This is a genomic window from Actinacidiphila sp. bgisy167, from assembly GCF_057707665.1.
Map to the genome: position 1 here is coordinate 1 of NZ_JBYIQP010000110.1, position 17,195 is coordinate 17,195.

At 72.4% G+C, this 17,195-nt stretch carries 14 protein-coding genes and 4 pseudogenes; 5 read left to right on the forward strand and 13 right to left on the reverse strand.

Going from position 1 to position 17,195, the window contains the following annotated elements; translation table 11 throughout:
* Window positions 1-64: 64 nt before the first annotated feature.
* Window positions 65-742, reverse strand: a complete 678-nt coding sequence (locus AC3ET4_RS28075) for a LytR C-terminal domain-containing protein (RefSeq protein ID WP_431954292.1) — start codon at window positions 740-742, stop codon at window positions 65-67.
* Between the two features lie 130 nt (window positions 743-872).
* The gene (locus tag AC3ET4_RS28080) at window positions 873-1,169 is read right to left on the reverse strand and encodes a type II toxin-antitoxin system VapB family antitoxin (RefSeq protein ID WP_018558273.1); all 297 of its coding nucleotides are present in this window, start codon (window positions 1,167-1,169) and stop codon (window positions 873-875) included.
* 89 nt (window positions 1,170-1,258) lie between these two features.
* Here AC3ET4_RS28080 and AC3ET4_RS28085 point away from each other — a divergent pair.
* Window positions 1,259-2,806, forward strand: a pseudogene (locus tag AC3ET4_RS28085) (helicase HerA-like domain-containing protein); the annotation flags it as partial.
* A gap of 199 nt (window positions 2,807-3,005) precedes the next feature.
* Here AC3ET4_RS28085 and AC3ET4_RS28090 read toward each other — a convergent pair.
* The 7 genes and pseudogenes from AC3ET4_RS28090 to AC3ET4_RS28120 all read right to left on the reverse strand — a co-directional run bounded on the left by AC3ET4_RS28090 (window position 3,006) and on the right by AC3ET4_RS28120 (window position 10,087).
* Window positions 3,006-3,725 (reverse strand): ABC transporter permease, encoded by a 720-nt coding sequence (locus tag AC3ET4_RS28090; RefSeq protein WP_431954294.1) that lies wholly within the window; start codon window positions 3,723-3,725, stop codon window positions 3,006-3,008.
* A 23-nt stretch (window positions 3,726-3,748) separates the two neighbouring features.
* Window positions 3,749-4,666, reverse strand: a complete 918-nt coding sequence (locus AC3ET4_RS28095) for an ABC transporter ATP-binding protein (RefSeq protein WP_431954296.1) — start codon at window positions 4,664-4,666, stop codon at window positions 3,749-3,751.
* Complete coding sequence (locus tag AC3ET4_RS28100; RefSeq protein WP_431954298.1) at window positions 4,663-5,568, reverse strand: ABC transporter permease; 906 nt, start codon at window positions 5,566-5,568, stop codon at window positions 4,663-4,665. Before AC3ET4_RS28100 ends, AC3ET4_RS28095 begins: the two co-directional genes overlap by 4 nt.
* A complete protein-coding gene (locus AC3ET4_RS28105) occupies window positions 5,555-6,469 on the reverse strand; it encodes an ABC transporter ATP-binding protein (protein ID WP_431954300.1) in 915 nt (304 codons plus the stop codon). The genes AC3ET4_RS28100 and AC3ET4_RS28105 overlap by 14 nt, the downstream gene beginning before the upstream one ends.
* Window positions 6,470-7,578: 1,109 nt before the next feature.
* Complete coding sequence (locus AC3ET4_RS28110; RefSeq protein ID WP_431954302.1) at window positions 7,579-7,821, reverse strand: DUF6344 domain-containing protein; 243 nt, start codon at window positions 7,819-7,821, stop codon at window positions 7,579-7,581.
* Window positions 7,822-8,738: 917 nt separating this feature from the next.
* Window positions 8,739-9,614, reverse strand: a pseudogene (locus AC3ET4_RS28115) (LLM class flavin-dependent oxidoreductase); the annotation flags it as partial.
* A gap of 110 nt (window positions 9,615-9,724) precedes the next feature.
* On the reverse strand, window positions 9,725-10,087 hold the full coding sequence (locus tag AC3ET4_RS28120) for a hypothetical protein (protein WP_431954304.1): 363 nt from the start codon (window positions 10,085-10,087) through the stop codon (window positions 9,725-9,727).
* Window positions 10,088-10,608: 521 nt separating this feature from the next.
* Here AC3ET4_RS28120 and AC3ET4_RS28125 point away from each other — a divergent pair.
* Genes AC3ET4_RS28125 through AC3ET4_RS28135 form a run of 3 tightly spaced genes read left to right on the forward strand, consistent with a single transcriptional unit; the run spans window position 10,609 to window position 12,517 of the window.
* The gene (locus tag AC3ET4_RS28125) at window positions 10,609-11,817 is read left to right on the forward strand and encodes a hypothetical protein (RefSeq protein ID WP_431954306.1); all 1,209 of its coding nucleotides are present in this window, start codon (window positions 10,609-10,611) and stop codon (window positions 11,815-11,817) included.
* 53 nt (window positions 11,818-11,870) lie between these two features.
* Window positions 11,871-12,119, forward strand: coding sequence for a type II toxin-antitoxin system CcdA family antitoxin (locus AC3ET4_RS28130; protein WP_431954308.1), 249 nt, complete (start codon window positions 11,871-11,873; stop codon window positions 12,117-12,119).
* Window positions 12,116-12,517: a DNA-binding protein gene (locus AC3ET4_RS28135; protein ID WP_431954310.1), complete on the forward strand. Its 402-nt coding sequence runs from the start codon at window positions 12,116-12,118 to the stop codon at window positions 12,515-12,517. Before AC3ET4_RS28130 ends, AC3ET4_RS28135 begins: the two co-directional genes overlap by 4 nt.
* A gap of 50 nt (window positions 12,518-12,567) precedes the next feature.
* Here the strand turns inward: AC3ET4_RS28135 and AC3ET4_RS28140 are convergent.
* Window positions 12,568-12,813, reverse strand: a pseudogene (locus AC3ET4_RS28140) (LLM class flavin-dependent oxidoreductase); the annotation flags it as partial.
* A 62-nt stretch (window positions 12,814-12,875) separates the two neighbouring features.
* Window positions 12,876-13,292 (reverse strand): DUF6083 domain-containing protein, encoded by a 417-nt coding sequence (locus AC3ET4_RS28145; protein WP_431954312.1) that lies wholly within the window; start codon window positions 13,290-13,292, stop codon window positions 12,876-12,878.
* A gap of 108 nt (window positions 13,293-13,400) precedes the next feature.
* Here AC3ET4_RS28145 and AC3ET4_RS28150 point away from each other — a divergent pair, with 108 nt between their 5' ends.
* On the forward strand, window positions 13,401-14,261 hold the full coding sequence (locus tag AC3ET4_RS28150; protein WP_431954314.1) for an HAD family hydrolase: 861 nt from the start codon (window positions 13,401-13,403) through the stop codon (window positions 14,259-14,261).
* A gap of 15 nt (window positions 14,262-14,276) precedes the next feature.
* On the opposite strand, the pseudogene AC3ET4_RS28155 reads toward AC3ET4_RS28150, so the two are convergent.
* Window positions 14,277-15,389: pseudogene (locus tag AC3ET4_RS28155) on the reverse strand (GAF domain-containing sensor histidine kinase); the annotation flags it as partial.
* Window positions 15,390-15,416: 27 nt separating this feature from the next.
* A partial coding sequence (gene cydC, locus AC3ET4_RS28160; protein ID WP_431954316.1) for a thiol reductant ABC exporter subunit CydC occupies window positions 15,417-17,195 on the reverse strand: 1,779 nt, incomplete at its 5' end.

The following is a 17,195-nucleotide window of genomic DNA, read 5'->3' on the forward strand; positions in this document are numbered from 1 at the left end:
ACCCCCCCCCCCACCCCCCCCCCCCCCCCCCCCCCGGTCCCGTCGTACGCGCGCCGCAGGGCGCCTAGCAGGTCCCGGCGCTGGGAGCCGCGCTCGGGCGGGCCAGGGCGGCGAGGGCCTTCTCCACCGCCTTGTCGCCGGAGAGCTTGGTGAAGCCGTTGCCGAGCATCACGTCCACCGTGCCGGTGGGGCGCCCGGAGCCGGCAGCGGCCGGCTTCAGGGTGCTCGTGCCCTTGATCTGGGCGCTGACCAGCTTCATCGCGGCCTCGGCCTTCGGCCCGTGGCCGCCGATCAGCAGCGCGGCCGTCTTCACCTTGCGGTCGTACTCGGGGTCGGCGTTGCCGAAGGTGCCCACCTTGAAGCCGCGCGCGGCGAACTCGTCGGCGGTGTCCTTGGCCAGGCCGCTCTTGGCGGTGGCGTTGTAGACGTTGACGGTGAGCTCCCCGGGTTCCGGGAAGGTGATGGGGGCGCTCGAGGCGGAACCGGGGACGGCCGCGGCCTTGCAGGCGCGTTCCTTCGCGGGGCTCGTGGCCTTGGCCGCCGTGGTCTTCGCCGGCGTGGACGTGCCCCCGAAGACGTCGACGAGCTGGAGCGTGCCCCAGCCGGCCAGACCGACCACGGCGACGGTCGTCAGGACCACCGCCGCGACGCGCACCTTGCTGCGGGAGCGGCGCATCCGCGGGTACTGGTTCCCGGTGACCCGGTACTTTCCGCCCATGCCCGGGGGCGTCAGCATGCTCATGTGCGCAGCGTAGTGCGATCAGGCAGCCGGGCCTACTAAATGATCAACCAATCGGGGGTCGCCGGGAGCGACGGGAACCTGAAAGGGCGAGGGGGCCCCGAGCGGACGAGGGCCCGCGAAGCCGCCCCGCTCAGTCCATCTCCAGCACCCGGGCGTGCAGCACCTGACGCTGCTGCAGCGCCGCGCGCACGGCCCGGTGGAGCCCGTCCTCCAGGTAGAGGTCGCCCCGCCACTTCACGACGTGTGCGAACAGGTCGCCGTAGAAGGTCGAGTCCTCGGCGAGGAGGGTCTCCAGGTCCAGTTGGCCCTTTGTGGTGACCAACTGGTCGAGGCGTACCGGGCGTGGGGCGACGTCCGCCCATTCACGGGTGCTTTTCCGGCCGTGGTCGGGGTACGGCCGCCCGTTTCCGATGCGCTTGAAGATCACACGGAAAGCCTACCGGGCAAGCGTGTACGGGCGCAGCAACGGCGCAGGAGTGCGATGGTGGGCGAACACGGTGAAAGCGGGAGCAGCCCATGACGACGCCGAGTCTTCCCCACGCCGCCCGGACCATCGCCGAGGGGTATGTCTTCACCGGACCGGCCCTCGAACTCGGCGCCCTGCTGTGGGAGGACCGGGCCCTGCCGCAGGCCCCCGTACGCCTGCCCCTGTCGATGCTCAACCGGCACGGCCTCGTCGCGGGCGCCACTGGCACCGGCAAGACCAAGACGCTGCAACTCGTCGCTGAGCAGCTGTCCGCGCAGGGCGTTCCTGTCTTCCTGGCCGACGTCAAGGGCGACCTCTCCGGCATCTCGGCGCCGGGCGTCCCCGGCGACCGCGTCGCCGCGCGGGCCGCCGAGGTGGGGCAGGAATGGAGCCCGGCGGGCTGCCCCACCGAGTTCCTCGCCCTGGGCGGCACGGGCCGGGGCGTCCCGCTGCGGGCCACCGTGACCGGCTTCGGTCCCGTGCTGCTGTCGAAGGTGCTGGAGCTCAACACCACGCAGGAGCAGTCGCTGGGCCTGATCTTCCACTACGCCGACACCAAGGGCCTGGAGCTGCTGGATCTGAAGGACCTGCGGGCCGTGGTCACCTTCCTCACCTCCGACGAGGGCAAGCAGGAACTGAAGGGGATCGGCGGGGTCTCGCCGGCGACGGCCGGGGTGATCCTGCGCTCGCTGACGGCCTTCGAGGCCCAGGGGGCGGGGGTCTTCTTCGGCGAGCCGGAGTTCGACAGCGCCGAACTGCTGCGGACGGACGCGGAGGGGCGCGGCGTCGTCTCCGTCCTGGAGCTCCCCGAGGTGCAGGACCGGCCGCGGCTCTTCTCCACCTTCCTGATGTGGCTGCTGGCCGACCTCTTCGAGGACCTGCCGGAGGCCGGCGACCTCGACAAGCCCAAGCTGGTGTTCTTCTTCGACGAGGCGCACCTGCTGTTCTCCGGGGCGAGCAAGGCATTCCTGGAGGCCGTCACGCAGACCGTGCGGCTGATCCGCTCCAAGGGTGTGGGCGTCTTCTTCGTGACCCAGAGCCCCGGCGACGTGCCCTCCGCGGTGCTCGGCCAGCTCGGCAACCGGGTGCAGCACGCGCAGCGCGCCTTCACCCCGGAGGACGCAAAGGCGCTCAAGGCGACGGTACGCACCTTCCCCACCTCGCCGTACGACCTGGAGGAGCTGCTCACCGGGCTCGGCACCGGCGAGGCCGTGGTCACCGTGCTCGACGAGGACGGCGCCCCCACCCCCGTGGCGGCGGTGCGGCTGCGGGCGCCGCGCTCGCTGATGGGGCCCGCCGATCCGGCGGCGATGGACGCGGCGATCGCGGACTCCGCGCTGTACGCGCGCTACGCGCGGGCGGTGGACCGGGAGTCGGCGTACGAGCGCCTGGCCGGCCGGCAGGCGCCGGCCCCGGCGCGGCCGCCCGCGCCGGGTCCCGCAGGCCGCGGGGAGCGGGAGCGGCCGAAGGAGGAGGAGACGGGTGTCGTCGCACAGGTGGTGGGCAGCGGCGTGTTGCAGTCGCTGGCCCGCTCCGTCGGCACCCAGATCGGGCGCGAGATCACCCGTTCGCTCTTCGGCACGTCCAAGCGCCGCCGCCGTTGGTTAGAGGCCACAGGGAGAGGCGGGCCGGCGTCGCGGGTCGACGGCTCTCGCGTGGCGGCGTTGTCGTCGGTCGCCGCAGCTCCGCTGCGTCTCCCTTCTCCGCCTTGCCGGACTCGGCCCGCTCCTTTCTCCACCCCGCCTCTCCGCGCGACCTCTCAGAGGCCGGGACGAAGACGCGTCCGGACGGGGACGATCACTCCTCGCCGGCCAGCGTCAGGGACCGGATCCGCTGCCCGGCGTAGACCGTCGCGGCCGCAGTGACGCCCACCAGCAGCACCACCGCCAGGGGCAGCCCCACGTCAGAGGTCACCATGCCCTCCCCGGCGATCTTCTGGGCCAGCGCGAGGGCCCACTGCTGGACGCTCAGCGTGCGCGCCCCCGGCACCAGGCTGCCGATCAGCGACTCCCAGACCAGCGCGTAGACCAGGCCGAATACCACCGCCTGCCGGGTCACCACGCCCAGCAGCAGGAAGACGGCCGCATAGGTGACGGAGGCGACCGCCGCCGCGGCGGTGAACGCGACCGCGATGCCCTGGCTGTTGCCGTTGAGGATGAACCCGGCGATCAGAGTGGGCACGGCCGAGAAGACCACCGACACCGCGATGGCGACCAGCAGCTTCGTGACGATGATCGTCGGCCGCCGCACCGGCTTGGCCAGCAGGTAGATGATCGAGCCGTCGTCGATCTCCGGACCGATGGCGCCCGTGCCGGCGATCACGCCGACCAGCGGCACCATCGTCGCCAGCGCGAAACCGCCCAGCACGGAACTCGCGGTGGAGTCGTCGGCGCCGGCCAGCGCGCGCACCGCCACGGAGATGAGGATCAGCAGCGCGGGCAGGGCGAACAGGACCAGGGCCCGGCGGCGGCCCAGCAGCCCCCGGTAGGTCAGCCTGGCCACGGTGGGGTTGTACATCGAAGCTCCTTACAGCCGGGTGCCTACGCCGTGACCAGGTAGGAGAAGACGCTTTCCAGGGACTCGTCGGACGGCGAGACCGTGTAGAGCCGGATGCCCCGCTCCCGCGCGACGCGCGGCAGCAGCTCGGTGAAGCCGGCGAAGTCGATCGCCTGGACCCGCAGCGCACGCTCCTTCCAGTCCAGCTCGATGGCGGCCGTGGACCCGTCCGCGATCAGCGCGGCGGCGAGCGCCCGGTCGTCGCTGGAGCGCACCAGATAGCGGTGCGGCCGGTCCGTCATCAGCCGGCGGATCTTGCGGAAGTCGCCCGAGGCCGCGTGCCGGCCGGCGACGACCACCTCGATGTGGCTCGCCAGCTGCTCGACCTCCTCCAGGATGTGCGAGGAGAACAGCACCGTGCGGCCCTCGGCGCCCATCCGCCGCAGCAGGTCCATCAACTGCAGCCGCTGCCGGGGGTCCATGCCGTTGAAGGGCTCGTCCAGCAGCAGCACCGACGGGTCGTGCACCAGCGCGGAGGCCATCTTGGCGCGCTGCCGCATACCCTTGCTGTACGTGGAGACCGGGCGGTCCTGGGCGAACTCCATCTCGACCGTGGCCAGGGCGCGCTGCGCCGCCGCCCCCGGATCCGCCAGCCCGTGCAGCTCCGCGTTGGCGACCACGAACTCGCGGGCCGTCAGGAAGTCGTACATCGCCTCGCGCTCGGGGACGATGCCGATGTGCCGGTACGTCTGCTCGTTGCGCCAGACCGCGGCGCCGTCGAGGGTCACGGTGCCGGCCGAGGGGGCCAGGAAGCCGCCCATCATGTTGATCAGGGTGGACTTGCCCGCGCCGTTGGGGCCGAGCAGTCCGGTGACGCCGGGGCCGATCGTCATCGTCACGTCGTTCACGGCGACGACGTTGCCGAACCAGCGGGACACATGGTCGATGGACAGGGTGGTCACGACAGGACGGCCTTTCGGTAGCGGCGCATCAGCAGGCCGAAGCAGCCGGCGATCACGGCGAGCAGGACGAGGAGGTAGACGGTGCCGACGACCGCGTCCTTCGGACCCGCGCCCTCGGGGAAGCTGGAGGTCGCGCCCAGCCACCAGGTCTGCGCGCCGTCGATCAGGGTGATCGGCGAGAGCAGGCCGAGCCAGGCGATCACATCGTGGTTGCCGTTGATCGAGGCGACGCCCTGCACACTGGTCACCGCGCCGTACGAGAGGGTGAACACCGCGATGACCGCGGCCACCCCGAAGCCCCGGCGCGGCGTCAGCGCCGCGATGACCAGACCGATGCCCGAGAACAGCATCGACAGCAGCAGCGCGGCCAGCATCGCCTTGGCGAAGCCCGCGCTCTGGTCGCCGACGTCGAACTTGGCCAGCAGCGCCCCGATGTACATGACCAGCAGCGGCGTCCCGGTGAGGATGAACAGCGCCGTGGTCAGCGCCGCGAACTTCGACGCCACGTAGTCGACCGCCTCGATGGGCCGGGAGAAGTACAGCGGGGTCGTCTTGAACCGCAGGTCGAGCGAGACGGACTGCGGGGCCTGCGCCGCCAGGTAGAGGCCGATGACGGCCTGCATGATGATCGCGTACTGGGTGTACTCGATCGGCAGCCTGGTCGCCTTGGTGCCGATGGCCACCGCGACCATGATGGCGGCCGGGCCGCACATCGCGGCCAGCAGGATCATCGGCAGCACCTTGGACTTGGCCGACCGGCCGAGCCCGTACGCGCCGCGCAGGCTGTGGACGTACAGCGACATGCGCGCGTAGCCCCGCCCCAGACGCGGGCCGTCGTAGTGCCGGTAGCCGATGTCGTGGATGACGTCCGCGGCGGGCGGCCTGCCCTCAAGCTGCGTCATGCTCGTCCCCTCCCCGGAAGATCTCGGCGATGCGGTGCCGGTGCTGCTCCATGCGCACCAGTCCCGTGCCGAGTTCCGCGACCGCGTCGCGGACCGCGTCGTACGTCTCGTCCCCGTCGATGTCGACCATGACCAGCCGGCCGTCGCAGTGCGCGTTGAGCCCGGCCGCGGCCAGCTTCGCCACCAGGTCGTCCTCGTGCTCGGTGACCTCGACGGTGAGCGAGGCGGTCGCCTGGGTGAAGTCGCTGGTCGAGGAGGAGCGCAGGAGGGAGCCGCCGTCGATGACGACGATGTGGTCGCTGGTGCGCTCCAGTTCACCGAGCAGGTGGGAGGTGACCAGCACGGAGATGCCGAACTCGGTGTGGACGCGCCGGATCAGCCCGAGCATGTCGTCGCGGCCGACGGGGTCCAGCCCGTTCGTCGGCTCGTCGAGCAGCACCAGCCGGGGGTCGTGGACCAGCGCCTGGGCCAGTTTCACCCGCTGCTTCATGCCCGTGGAGTACCCGCCCATGGGGCGGTACCGCTCCTCGTACAGGCCGACGTGGCGGAGCGTGTCCGCGGTGCGCTCGCGCGCGGCGGACGGCGGCAGCCCCGCGATGCGGGCCATGTGGACGACGAACTCCGTCGCCGACACGTCCGGGGGCAGGCAGTCGTGCTCCGGCATGTAGCCCACATGGGCGCGGATCGTCGCGCCCTCGGTCGCCACGTCCATGCCCAGGACGGCGGCCCGGCCTTCCGTGGCCGGCGCCAGACCCAGGAGGATCTTGATCAGGGTCGATTTGCCGGCTCCGTTGGCACCGACCAACCCGGTCACTCCGGGTGCGATGTCGACGGTGAGCCGGTCCAGAGCGGTCACCCTCGGGTACCGCTTCGTCAGGCTTTCGGTAGCGATCACAGTCACGCCACGAACCTAGTGGCGCGGGCCATACCCCGTCGTCACTCTGAGGGGCGGTTGTGCGTAGTCCTTGGGGGTGACGTTCCCGTAGGGGAGGCGGTGTCCTCTGTCCGTGGTGCCGTGATTTTCCTGCGGGTCGCGCGGTTCAGCCGTGGCGGGGCCTCGTCGTCCGGGAGCACGGTCGGCTCCGGCGGTCGGCCGCAGCGGTCGGCCTCAGCGGTCGGCTCCGGCGGTCGGCTCCGGCAGTCGGCTTCAGTGGTCGCTCTCAGCGGTTGCTCTCAGCGGTCGCCTTCGGCGGGTGGCCGGACCCGGTGGTGCCGCGTGGCGTCACGCCGGGTCGTGGGGTGCGGGCGCGGGGATGTGCGTGCGGCGCGCCGGCGTGGTGGGTGGGGGGTGCGAGGTGCGTGGGTGAGCGCTGGGTGGACTGCGGTGGGCGGGTGAGCAGCGCGTGTGCGTGCGCGGGCGGGGCGGCCCGGCGTGGTGCGAGCGGGCACGGTCCGTGTGCGCGGGGTGCGTCGGCGCGGGGCGCGTGCGTGCGCCCGTACAGGTGCGGGGCCGGGGCATGCGGTGCCTCGGAGTGCCCTGGGGACCAGGGCGCTGCGCACGCGTGTGGCGCGCGCATGGTCCTGCCCCGCCGTCGTCCGCGGGCGACTCGGTGGCCGGGAGGTCTGTGGCCCGGGCGCGAAACGGGTGCGGGCCGGGGGTGACCGTCACAGCCTCGGGGGGGCCGGCCGTCTCGGGTGTCATCGTCCTCGTCCTCGTCCTCGACCTCGACCTTGGCCTTGGCCTCGTGCTGGTGCGTGCTGTCGGGGTCCTGCTCGTGATCTCATCCCCGGTGGTACCCGCAGTGCTGCCGAAGCCGCTGTCGGGCCTGGTGCTCCTTGCCGTGCTCCGGCCGGCGGCCGTCTGTGCGCCCGTCGTCCGGGGGATCGACGAGGTTCCGCCGGGTCGGGCGCCGTGTCCGGCGCCATGGTGCCGCTGCTGTGCTTCGCCTCGGGCGGTCCGCCAAAGGCGGCTGCCGGGGCGCTTCTGGGTCGTGGGAACGGCTTGACGTCGTCCTTGCGACGGGTGCCTCGCGGCGGGTCGCGCCTGCTGGTCACAGGCGTTCGCGGCGGTCATGCGCAGAGCGCCCACTCGCGGCTGCGGGGGGCACGGGCAGGGGCCTCGGTCGCGTCGCTCAGCGCGGGGTTGAGGCCGGCGTCGCCGATCGGACGGGTGCGCACGCGGGCCACCGGCGAGGCGCCGTGGGCCTCGGCGCGGATGCGCTGCTTCATCGTCGGCGGCAGCGACAGCTCACCGGCCCCGGTCGCGGCGGCGCGGCAGAGGGCCGGTTCGAGGCCCAGGGACGGCTCGGGCACGACAGGCAGGTCGCGGTACGAGGGGAGCGATGGCGGAAGGGGCGACGGGACGGATGGGACGGACGAGACGGAAGAGACAGGCGAAGCAGAGAGCGACGGGACGGATGGGACCGGCGGGACGGACGGCCCTGACGGACGTCGGGACGGTCCTCGCGACGACGGGACCTCAGCGATGCGCGCGTCGGGCGCGCCGGGAAGGCCCGGCCCCGAGGCGGCGGCGCCCACGGCCACCGGCCGTGGCGCAGGTTCCGTCCGGGGAGCCGGCGCCCAGTGGCGCACCGCCTCGGCGGTGGGCAGGAACCGGGTCCCGGGGACGGTCTCCGGTCGCGGCGCGACCGGAGCCGTGGTACGCGACGCCGGGACGGCGAGTCCGAAGTACGCGGCCAGCTTGACCAGGAACGTCACGAAGACGTCCCAGAACGTCCTGACATGGGTGTTGGCAGCCATGACCTCTCACTTCCTTCGGTGAGTCGGGAGCGACTAATCCGATGATGCGGAAGTGAGCACGAAATCCTCGGTGCCGCACCTCGAGGCTGCCGATATTCCGATCAACACCACCCGGGTGGCCCAGCCGTCCCCCGCCCGGCCGCTCCCGGCGACGGCCTTTCGCCGCGTGCGCCCCGAGTTGCGGCTCCTCGACCCCGGGGTTAGCGGGCGAGGGCCCGGCCACGGGGCCCTACGGGGCGGTTCCCGGCCCTCTCGAGGCGTACGGGCACCGGTCGGGCGCGGCCGGCTCCCCGGCGGTTTCCACCGGACGGCCGCTGCCGCCCCCTGTCACCCGCCCGACTCAGGCCGGTGACAGGGGCCGATGACAGGGGGAGTCGAGCGGCTCACGCACCTGACCCGATGAGGCCGGAGTTGCCGGAACGCCGGACGTCCACATCATCGAGCTCGGCGACCGGCTCGGGCGTCCGGGCGGCCTCGGCGGCGATGGCCTCGAAGACGGCGGGGTCGACGTCGAAGTCGGAGTCGGCGATGGGCCAGTGGATCACGATCTCGGTGAAGCCCAGTTCGCGGTGGCGGCCGGCGAAGTCGGTGAACGCCTCGACCGACTGCAGCGGGGTGTTGCGGTCCGGGGTGAAGCCGTGGAGCAGGATCTTGTCCAGCTCGCCGACGTCCCGCCCGGTCTCCGCACACGCCGCCCCCAGCCGGTCGATCTGCCCGGCGAGCGCCGCCCGCGACTGCTGCGGTGTGCCGTCCTGGAACAGCTGCGGGTCGCCGGTCGTCACCCACGCCTGCCCGTAGCGGGCGGCCAGCCTCATCCCGCGCGGCCCGGTGGCCGCCACAGCGAACGGCAGCCGGGGCTGCTGCACACACCCGGGGATGTTCCGCGCCTCCTGCGCCGAGTAGAAGGACCCGTGCTGAGAGACCGCTCCCTCGGTCAGCAGCCGGTCCAGCAGCGGCACGAACTCGTCGAAGCGGTCCGCCCGCTCCTTCGGCGTCCACGCCTCCTGGCCGAGCGCGGTGGCGTCGAAGCCGTTGCCGCCCGCGCCGATGCCGAGTGTGATCCGGCCGCCGGAGATGTCGTCGAGCGAGATCAGTTCCTTGGCCAGGGGCACGGGGTGCCTGAAGTTGGGCGACGTCACGAGCGTACCCAAGCGCATACTCTGCGTTACTGACGCTGCCGCCGTCAGCGTCGGGATCGCCCCGAACCACGGACCGTCCCGGAACGACCGCCACGACAGGTGGTCGTAGGTGTACGCGGCATGGAACCCGAGGTCTTCGGCCCGCCGCCAGATGTGCCGACCCTGGCTCCATCGGTGGACGGGAAGGATTACCGTACTCAGTCGCATGCCTGCGACCCTATGCGTCAGTGACTGCAGGCAACAGAGCCCACACTTCCGGTCGGGGCTGCGGCGGTCCCGTGTTGCGCGTGTGCGCTCCGGAGCGGTAGCGGCACCCTTCAGCTCTCGCGGTACCGTGCGAAGACGCGGGCGCGCTCCTGGTCCCAGGTCCATTCCGCGTGCGTCCGGTGGAACGGAGCCCCGTTCGCCAGCTCGAAGAACTGGCCGGCGGGCCTGCCGGTCGCCTTGAGGATCACGATGGCGGAGAGCATGGGATCAGTCCCCTTGCTGTCCCGGCGGCAGGCGTCACCGAGGAGCTGGCTGATGATCGGGCCGCGATAGTGGACGTTGTGCCCCTGGGCCTTCAGCTCTTCACTGAGGGACTTGTACCAGCCGTCGGTACGGCCCTCCCGCGCCCAACGCCGGAGGATTTCCATCGTCTCGTCCAGCGCTGCCAGGTACTCGGTGTCGCCCTGTCGCATCCGAACCTCCCATGTCCTCACTGGACTTCCACCGTATCCGGCAACGGCACGCGCCGGCGCGTGCCGCAGGCCACTGTGCGTCCTCGTCGCTCCGGGGTGAGGCACCAGTGGCATCGTTGCCGCCCGGTGTCACCCTGGGGGCCGCTAGCGTTGCCTCATGGATGGGTGGGACACAGCCAAGCTTGAGGCCATGATCGAAGAGGCCACCGTCGACGCCTACACCGAAGACGAGCAGTTTGACCGGTCTGTTCACGCTGCTTGAAGAGCACCTGGCCCTGCCCTTCACCACCGCCGTTCTCGGCGTCGAGGTGATCGTGCGCGGCATCGACCTCACGCCAGACGGCAGGATCGTCGCCATGTGCACTGGCGGCCGGGTTCGGCAGTCGATCGGAATCCTGGAGCTGCCTTTGCCCAGCCCCGCTCCCGAAGCGCGGAGTGGATCGAGGCGTACCGTCACTGGGCCGGTTGAGGCCGGACACCTCTCACTTCACACGGAACCGGCTCGTACGAAAGGGCTGAACGTGGCTGAGGCCGCACAGGGCGCACGTCAGGGCGCCCATGTACCGTCACTGGCTGATCTCATCGAGCGCAGCACCGAATTGAAGGGGCGGCTGGTCACCTTCGCGCAGAGTGCCCGCTTCGACCGGTGGTTGACACCCATCCTGCTGGAGGCCGCTGGGCCTGAACGGCAGTTGGACGAGGGTGAGGCGATCCGGATCACCGACCACTTCATCCTGCGGTACCGGCTGCCGGACGGTTCGACCGTGGTGGACCGCTTCGTCACCGGCCGGAAGGACTTGACCGCGTCGGACCGGGAGATGCTGCTCGGCTGGCGTGACCCGGTCGAGGGTGTCTTCGAGATCCGGCGCAAGGACGGCGATGCCGTCATCCTGCTGAACCTTGTCGACGACCTTGAGTACCGCACGTACTCGAACGTCGGGCGGGCGGCGTTCCGCGGAGTGTCCAAGGGGGGATTCCTCCACACCTGTCTGGTACCCGTCCACTCGCTCGGCGGGGCGTGGTTGATGTCCGGGGCGATGACGAGCTACCCCAGGTCCAGCGCCACCGAGATCGCCCAAGCAGCCCTGCAACTGGCCACGCACCACCCCGAACTGGTTTTCCGCAACCCCGAGAAGATCGAGCAGGGGTGGAAGCTGATGCGGGAGGACCGGGCAGCGTTCGTCGAGTTCTGCGGTGGCGACGAACTGGTCCTTCCGCCTGCCGAAGCCGAGGACCTCCTCAACGCCTACTACCGCCACCGCCAACAGGCCGCCGTCGCCGCACAGCCCAGCCGCGCCCGACGCGAGCGGCTCCCCGGCCTGGACCTGCCCTTCTTCGAGCTGCCGTCAGAACTGGCGGACTCGGACACCGTCGGCGTCATCTACGACCAGGTCGACGGGCTCAACTTCTATGCCGACTACGGGATGCTGCGCGACCTCTTCGCGGACCCGGCCCTGGCGGGCCGCAAGCGGCACCAGGATCTGCTGCGCACGTACCTGCGCGAGGAGTCGATCACGCCACTGCCGATCGGCCGTCTGGCCGCCGCTCACCGGGAGACCGTAGACGCGGTGTTCCGGAAGCTCCTGCGGAAGCCGGGATTCACTTGGAGCGAGCACGGCGATGCACTGCTGCGCCGGCGCAAGCCCTGGTATTACGAGAGCGACCCGCGCCCCGGGGTGTCCGTGATCGGCGACCGTCTGAGTGAGCTGCTCGGTGCGGGCCAGCGCTGAGCTCGGGTGGAGAAGCCTGACAGATAGCGCGCATACCGCAGTATGCTGACTCCATGGCTGACACGACCCGCATCACGGTCACTCTGCCCACCGAGCAGGTGGCGGAGCTGAAGAGGCTCACGGACAACGTCTCCGGCTATGTTGCGGAGGCGGTTGCCCGCCAGATCAGACACCAGCTGCTCGGTGAGGAACTGCGCCGCTACGAGGAGGAACACGGCGCGTTCACTGACGAGGAGCTGGCTGCGGCCCAGACCAGAATCTTGGGCACGGCCGAGCACGAGGAGTCGGCGAGCGCCGCGTGAACCATCGCATTGAGACCGTCGTGCTGGACTCCCAAGGGTTGTCCGCCTGGATCTCGCAGGACCGGGCCGTGCTCGCGATGATCCGGTCCTTCCATTCGATGGCCGCCGATCTCGTCGTCTGCGCCAACACCATCGTGGAGGTCATGCACGCCCGGGTGAACACCCCCCGACTGAGCTGGATCCTTTCCCAGGTCAAGGTGGAAGCGGTGACCGAGCAGGCGGCCAGAGCCGCCACCGGCCTGCTGAAAGAGGCCGGCCTGCACGGCCACAGGTACGCGATCGATGCCACCGTCGCCGAGCTCGCGCTCCGCCAGCCAGGCCCGGTGGCCATGCTTACGTCGGACGTCGACGACATGGCCAAGCTGTGCGGTAACCGCGTCCGACTCATCGCGATCTGATCTGCTCCGGGCCGGACCAAGACGCCCCTGACGCACGACTTCCCAGGTCAGACCGTGATAGGTGAACAAGGCTTGACTGATGTGACGAGGGCGCCCAGGCGCAGCCGGTGCGTGGCGGCGGCGGTGAGGGTGGGCAGGGCGCCGAACCAAGGACCGTCCCGGAAGCTGCGCCACGACAGGTGGTCGTAGGTGTAGGCGGCGTGGAAGCCGAGTTCCTCGGCACGCTGCCAGGTGGCACGGGCTCCCTCATGCCAGCGGTCGACGGGAAGGATCACGGTGCTCAGGCGCACATTCATGCGATGAGCCTACGTCCGCCCCGGGACGCGGGCGTGCCGCGACCGTGGCCCCCGGCGGCAGCTCAGTTGAGCCGGCGCCGGGCGTTGCTCCGCCACTGGCCGAGCAGCAGGGGCGAGGCCGCGGGCGGCGGCCCCGCGGGACAGACTTCGAAGTGGCTGATCCGGCAGGTGCCGAAGGACACGGAGGCGCGCAGGTTGACCGCCGTGCCGTCCCGCGCGACGCGCCAGCGGCGGCCGGCCGGGACGGCGGCCACCGGCCACTCGCCGGGCTCGACGAGGATCCAGTGCCCGCCGGCCGTGCGGTGGCGGTACGCGGCACAGGCGCACCGGCCGCAGGTCGTGGCGGTGCCGGCCGCCGGGACGGCGCCGGGTATCGCGGCGCGCGCGGCCATGCGGATGCCGTCCACGACGATGGGCAAAGCGTCGGCCAGGAGCACCGGTTCCCGGTCGGGCTGCTCTTCACAACGCACAAGGGCCATGGCGTGATGGTGGCACCCGGCACTGACAACGGCGACGGAGAGTGTGGCGATGATCGCACTGCGCACGCGGCTGCTGTCATATGCAGGCGCATGGGGGACCATGGGTCGGTGACCTCAGCCACCCAGCATCCCCGCATCCCGGACGCCACCCTCGCGACCCCCGTGCCGCGGCTGATCGCCACCGACCTGGACGGCACGCTCCTGCGCGACGACAAGACCGTTTCGGCCCGTACGATCGCCGCGCTGGCGGACGCCGAGGCCGCGGGCATCGAGGTCTTCTTCGTCACCGGGCGCCCTGCGCGGTGGATGGACGTCGTCGCCGGGCACACCGCCGGCCACGGCATGGCGATATGCGCCAACGGCGCCGCCGTCTACGACCTGCACCGCGGCAGGCGGCTGCTGGCGGCCTACCCGCTCGACCCGCGGGACGCCCTCGCGGTCGTCGCCATCCTGCGCACGGCCGTCCCCGGCACGGCCTTCGCCGTCGAACTGACGGGCGGTTTCGCCTACGAGCCGGAGTACCCGCCGTACGCCCCCGCCCCCGACGCAGTCATCGCCCCGGTGGAAGAGCTGCTGGACAGCGCGCGGCAGGGCCAGCCCGTGCTGAAACTGCTGGCCAAGCACCCCTCCATCGACCCGGACGTCTTCCTGGCCACCGCGCGGGCGGTGGCCGGGGAGCACGCCGAGATCACCCGGTCCAGCGCGTCGGCGCTGCTGGAGATCAGCGGCGCGGGGGTCAGCAAGGCGACGACGCTCGCGCGCTGCTGCGCGGACCTCGGCATCTCCGCCGCGGAAGTGGTGGCCTTCGGCGACATGCCCAACGACCTCGCCATGCTGACCTGGGCGGGCACCTCCTACGCCGTCGCCAACGCCCACCCCGACATCCTGGCCGCCACCACGCACCGCACCACGGCGAACGAGCAGGACGGCGTGGCCCGCGTCATCGAGCGCATCCTCGCCGAACGCTGACCTCCGCCGCCCGGCTCACAGGGGCGCCTCCCACGCGAGCGTGGTGCCCCTGCCGTCCGGCCCCGGCCCGAAGGTGGACTCGCCGCCCAGCGACTCCGCGCGGCGGGCGAGGTTGCGCAGCCCGCTGCGCCGGCCGGTCTCGGGGATGCCCACGCCGTCATCGGAGACGATCAGGCGCACTCCCTCCCGGCCGTCGGCGAGCACGGCGGTGGCGTCGAGCACCACTTCCACCCAGGTGGCGTCGGCGTGCCGCTGGACGTTGGACAGCGCCTCGCGCAGCGCCGCCACGACGTTGCGGGCGCTGAGTGCGCCCACCCGGTGGTCGACCGGCCCGACGAAGCGGACGGAGGGCGGGAAGCCGAGGCCCCGCGCGGCGGAACCGGTCTCGCGCAGCACCTGCGCGCGCAGTCCGGAGGGCGCGTCGTCCCCCGGCTCCTGCTGCAGCGCGAAGATCGCCGTACGTACCTCCTGGATGGTGGCGTCCAGCTCCTCGACCGCGTGCGCGATGCTCTTCTCGGCCTCGGGCGGCAGCGCCTTGCGCCGGGCCCCCTGGAGCATCAGACCCGTCGCGAAGAGCCGCTGGATGACGAGGTCGTGCAGGTCGCGGGCGATCCGGTCGCGTTCCTCGTAGACGGCCAGCCGGTTGCGGTCGCGCTGGGCGTCGGCGAGCAGCAGGGCCAGCGCCGCCTGTGCCGCGAACTGGCCGGCGACGAAGCGCTCGTCCTCGGTGAAGCCGGGCTCCCCGTGGACCCGGGGCAGTGCGAGCGCGCCCATCACATGACCGCTGCTCTGCAGCGGCAGCATCATGAAGGCGCCGAAGCGCGGGGCGATGGCCGTGGTCATCCGGTCGTCGGTCCGTGCGTCCGCCACGAACACCGGCTCGCCCGCCATCAGCGGCGCCACGGGCGGGTTGCCCGCCTCGAGCACGGTGCCGACCAGGCCCGCGGGCTGGTCGGCCGAGGCGGCCACCACCTCGAGGCCGCCCTCGACGGTCGGCAGCAGAACCAGGCCCGCGTCGGCCCCCACGAGTGCGCGGGCCTGCTCGGCGACGACGTCGAGCGCGTCGTCGGCCGGTCGTTCGTCCGCCAGCAGCGCGGTGGTGACCGAGTTGACGGCGTCCAGCAGTCTGGCCAGTGGTTCTGCCATACGGCGAGCCTAGGCCGGTGCCGCGTCCCGCGCCGCGACAGGCTCCGGCGTGCCCAGGGCGTCGGCCGCGCGCTCGCGGTCCAGGCCCCGGCGGAACGGGCCGTCGGCCGCGGCCAGCTCACGGTACGTGCCGCGCTGCACCACTCGGCCGCGGTCGAGGACGAGGATCTCGTCGACCTCCTCCAGACCGGTGAGGCGGTGGGTGATCAGCACGGTCGTACGGCCGGTGGTGGCGGCCAGCAGATCGGCGGTCAGGGCGTCGGCGGTGACCAGGTCGAGGTGCTCGGCCGGCTCGTCGAGCACCAGGACGGGGAAGTCGGCGAGCAGTGCGCGGGCCAGTGCCAGCCGCTGGCGCTGGCCGCCGGACAGGCGGGTGCCGTGCTCACCGACCGGCAGGTCGAGGCCGAGGTCGAGGCGGGCCGCGGCGAGCGCCTCGCGCAGTTCCGCGTCGTCCGCGCCGGGGCGGGCCAGGCGGAGGTTCTCCCGGACGGTGCTGTCGAAGGCGTGCGCGTCCTGGGCGCACAGGCCGACCATGCGGCGCACGGCGTCGCCGTCGAGCGCCGTGGCGTCGGTTCCGGCGAGGGTGTAGGCGCCCGCCTCGACGTCGAGGAAGCGGAGCAGCACATGGGCGAGGGTCGTCTTGCCCGATCCGGAGGGCCCGACGACGGCGATCCGGCGACCGGGCGTCAGTTCCAGGCTGACGCCGTCCAGCGCGGGGCCGGGCCGACCCGGGTGGCGGGCGGTGAGCCCGCGCAGCACCAGGGGGTGGGGCCCGGCGGGCGCGGGCGCGGGCCGTGCCGGTTCCCGTACGGGCTCCCTGGTGTCGAGCACCTCGTACACACGCCGCGCCGCCTGGCGGCTGCGCTGCCGGTACTGCGCCGCGAGCGGCATGGCCGCCACCGCCTCGAAGGCGGCGAGCGGGGTGAGCACGACGACCGCGAGCGCCACCGGGGCCAGGCCGCCGCCGGCCACCGCGTTCACGCCCGCCCAGGCGCAGAGGGTGACGGTCAGTCCGCTCACCAGGGCGCCGAGCCCGGACCCGAGCGCCGAGCCGGCCGCCGAGCGGGCCGCGATCCCGGTGAGTACCTGGTCCGCCTCGGCCGCCCTGGCGCGGCGCCCGGGCAGTGCCCCGGCGACGGTCAGTTCGGCGGTGCTGGTGAGCACCTCGACCACCTGGGCCGTCAGTTCTCCGCGGGCGGGGGCGAGCGCGCGTTCGGCGCGCCGGGCCAGCGCCGCGGAGGCGGCGGGCACCGCGACGCCGGCGGTGGCCAGTCCCACCGCCAGGGCCGCCCCCGCGAGAGGCAGCAGCCACCCGGTGAACGCGGCCGCCGCGGCGCCGGTGAGCGCGGCGGCGCCGGCAGGGAGCAGCCAGCGCAGGAAGTAGTCCTGCAGGCCGTCCACATCGGCGACGAGGCGGGAGAGCAGGTCACCGCGCCGGGAGTCCCGCAGCGCGGCGGGCGCGAGCCGCTCCAGCCGGGCGTACACCGTCACCCTCAGACCGGCGAGGGCGCGCAGGACGGCGTCGTGCGAGACCAGGCGCTCGGCGTAGCGGAAGACCGCCCGGCCGATACCGAAGGCCCGGGTCGCGGTGACCGCGACCATCAGATACAGGACGGGCGGCTGCTGGGAGGCCCGGGATATCAGCCAGGCCGAGGTCGCCATCAGGCCGACGGCGCTGAGCAGGGCGAGCACGCCGAGCAGCAGGGCGAGGACGAACCGCGGCCGGAGCGGCGCGGCGATCCGGCGCACCCGGGTCAGCGGGGCGGGGGGGGGGGAGTGGGGGGGGAT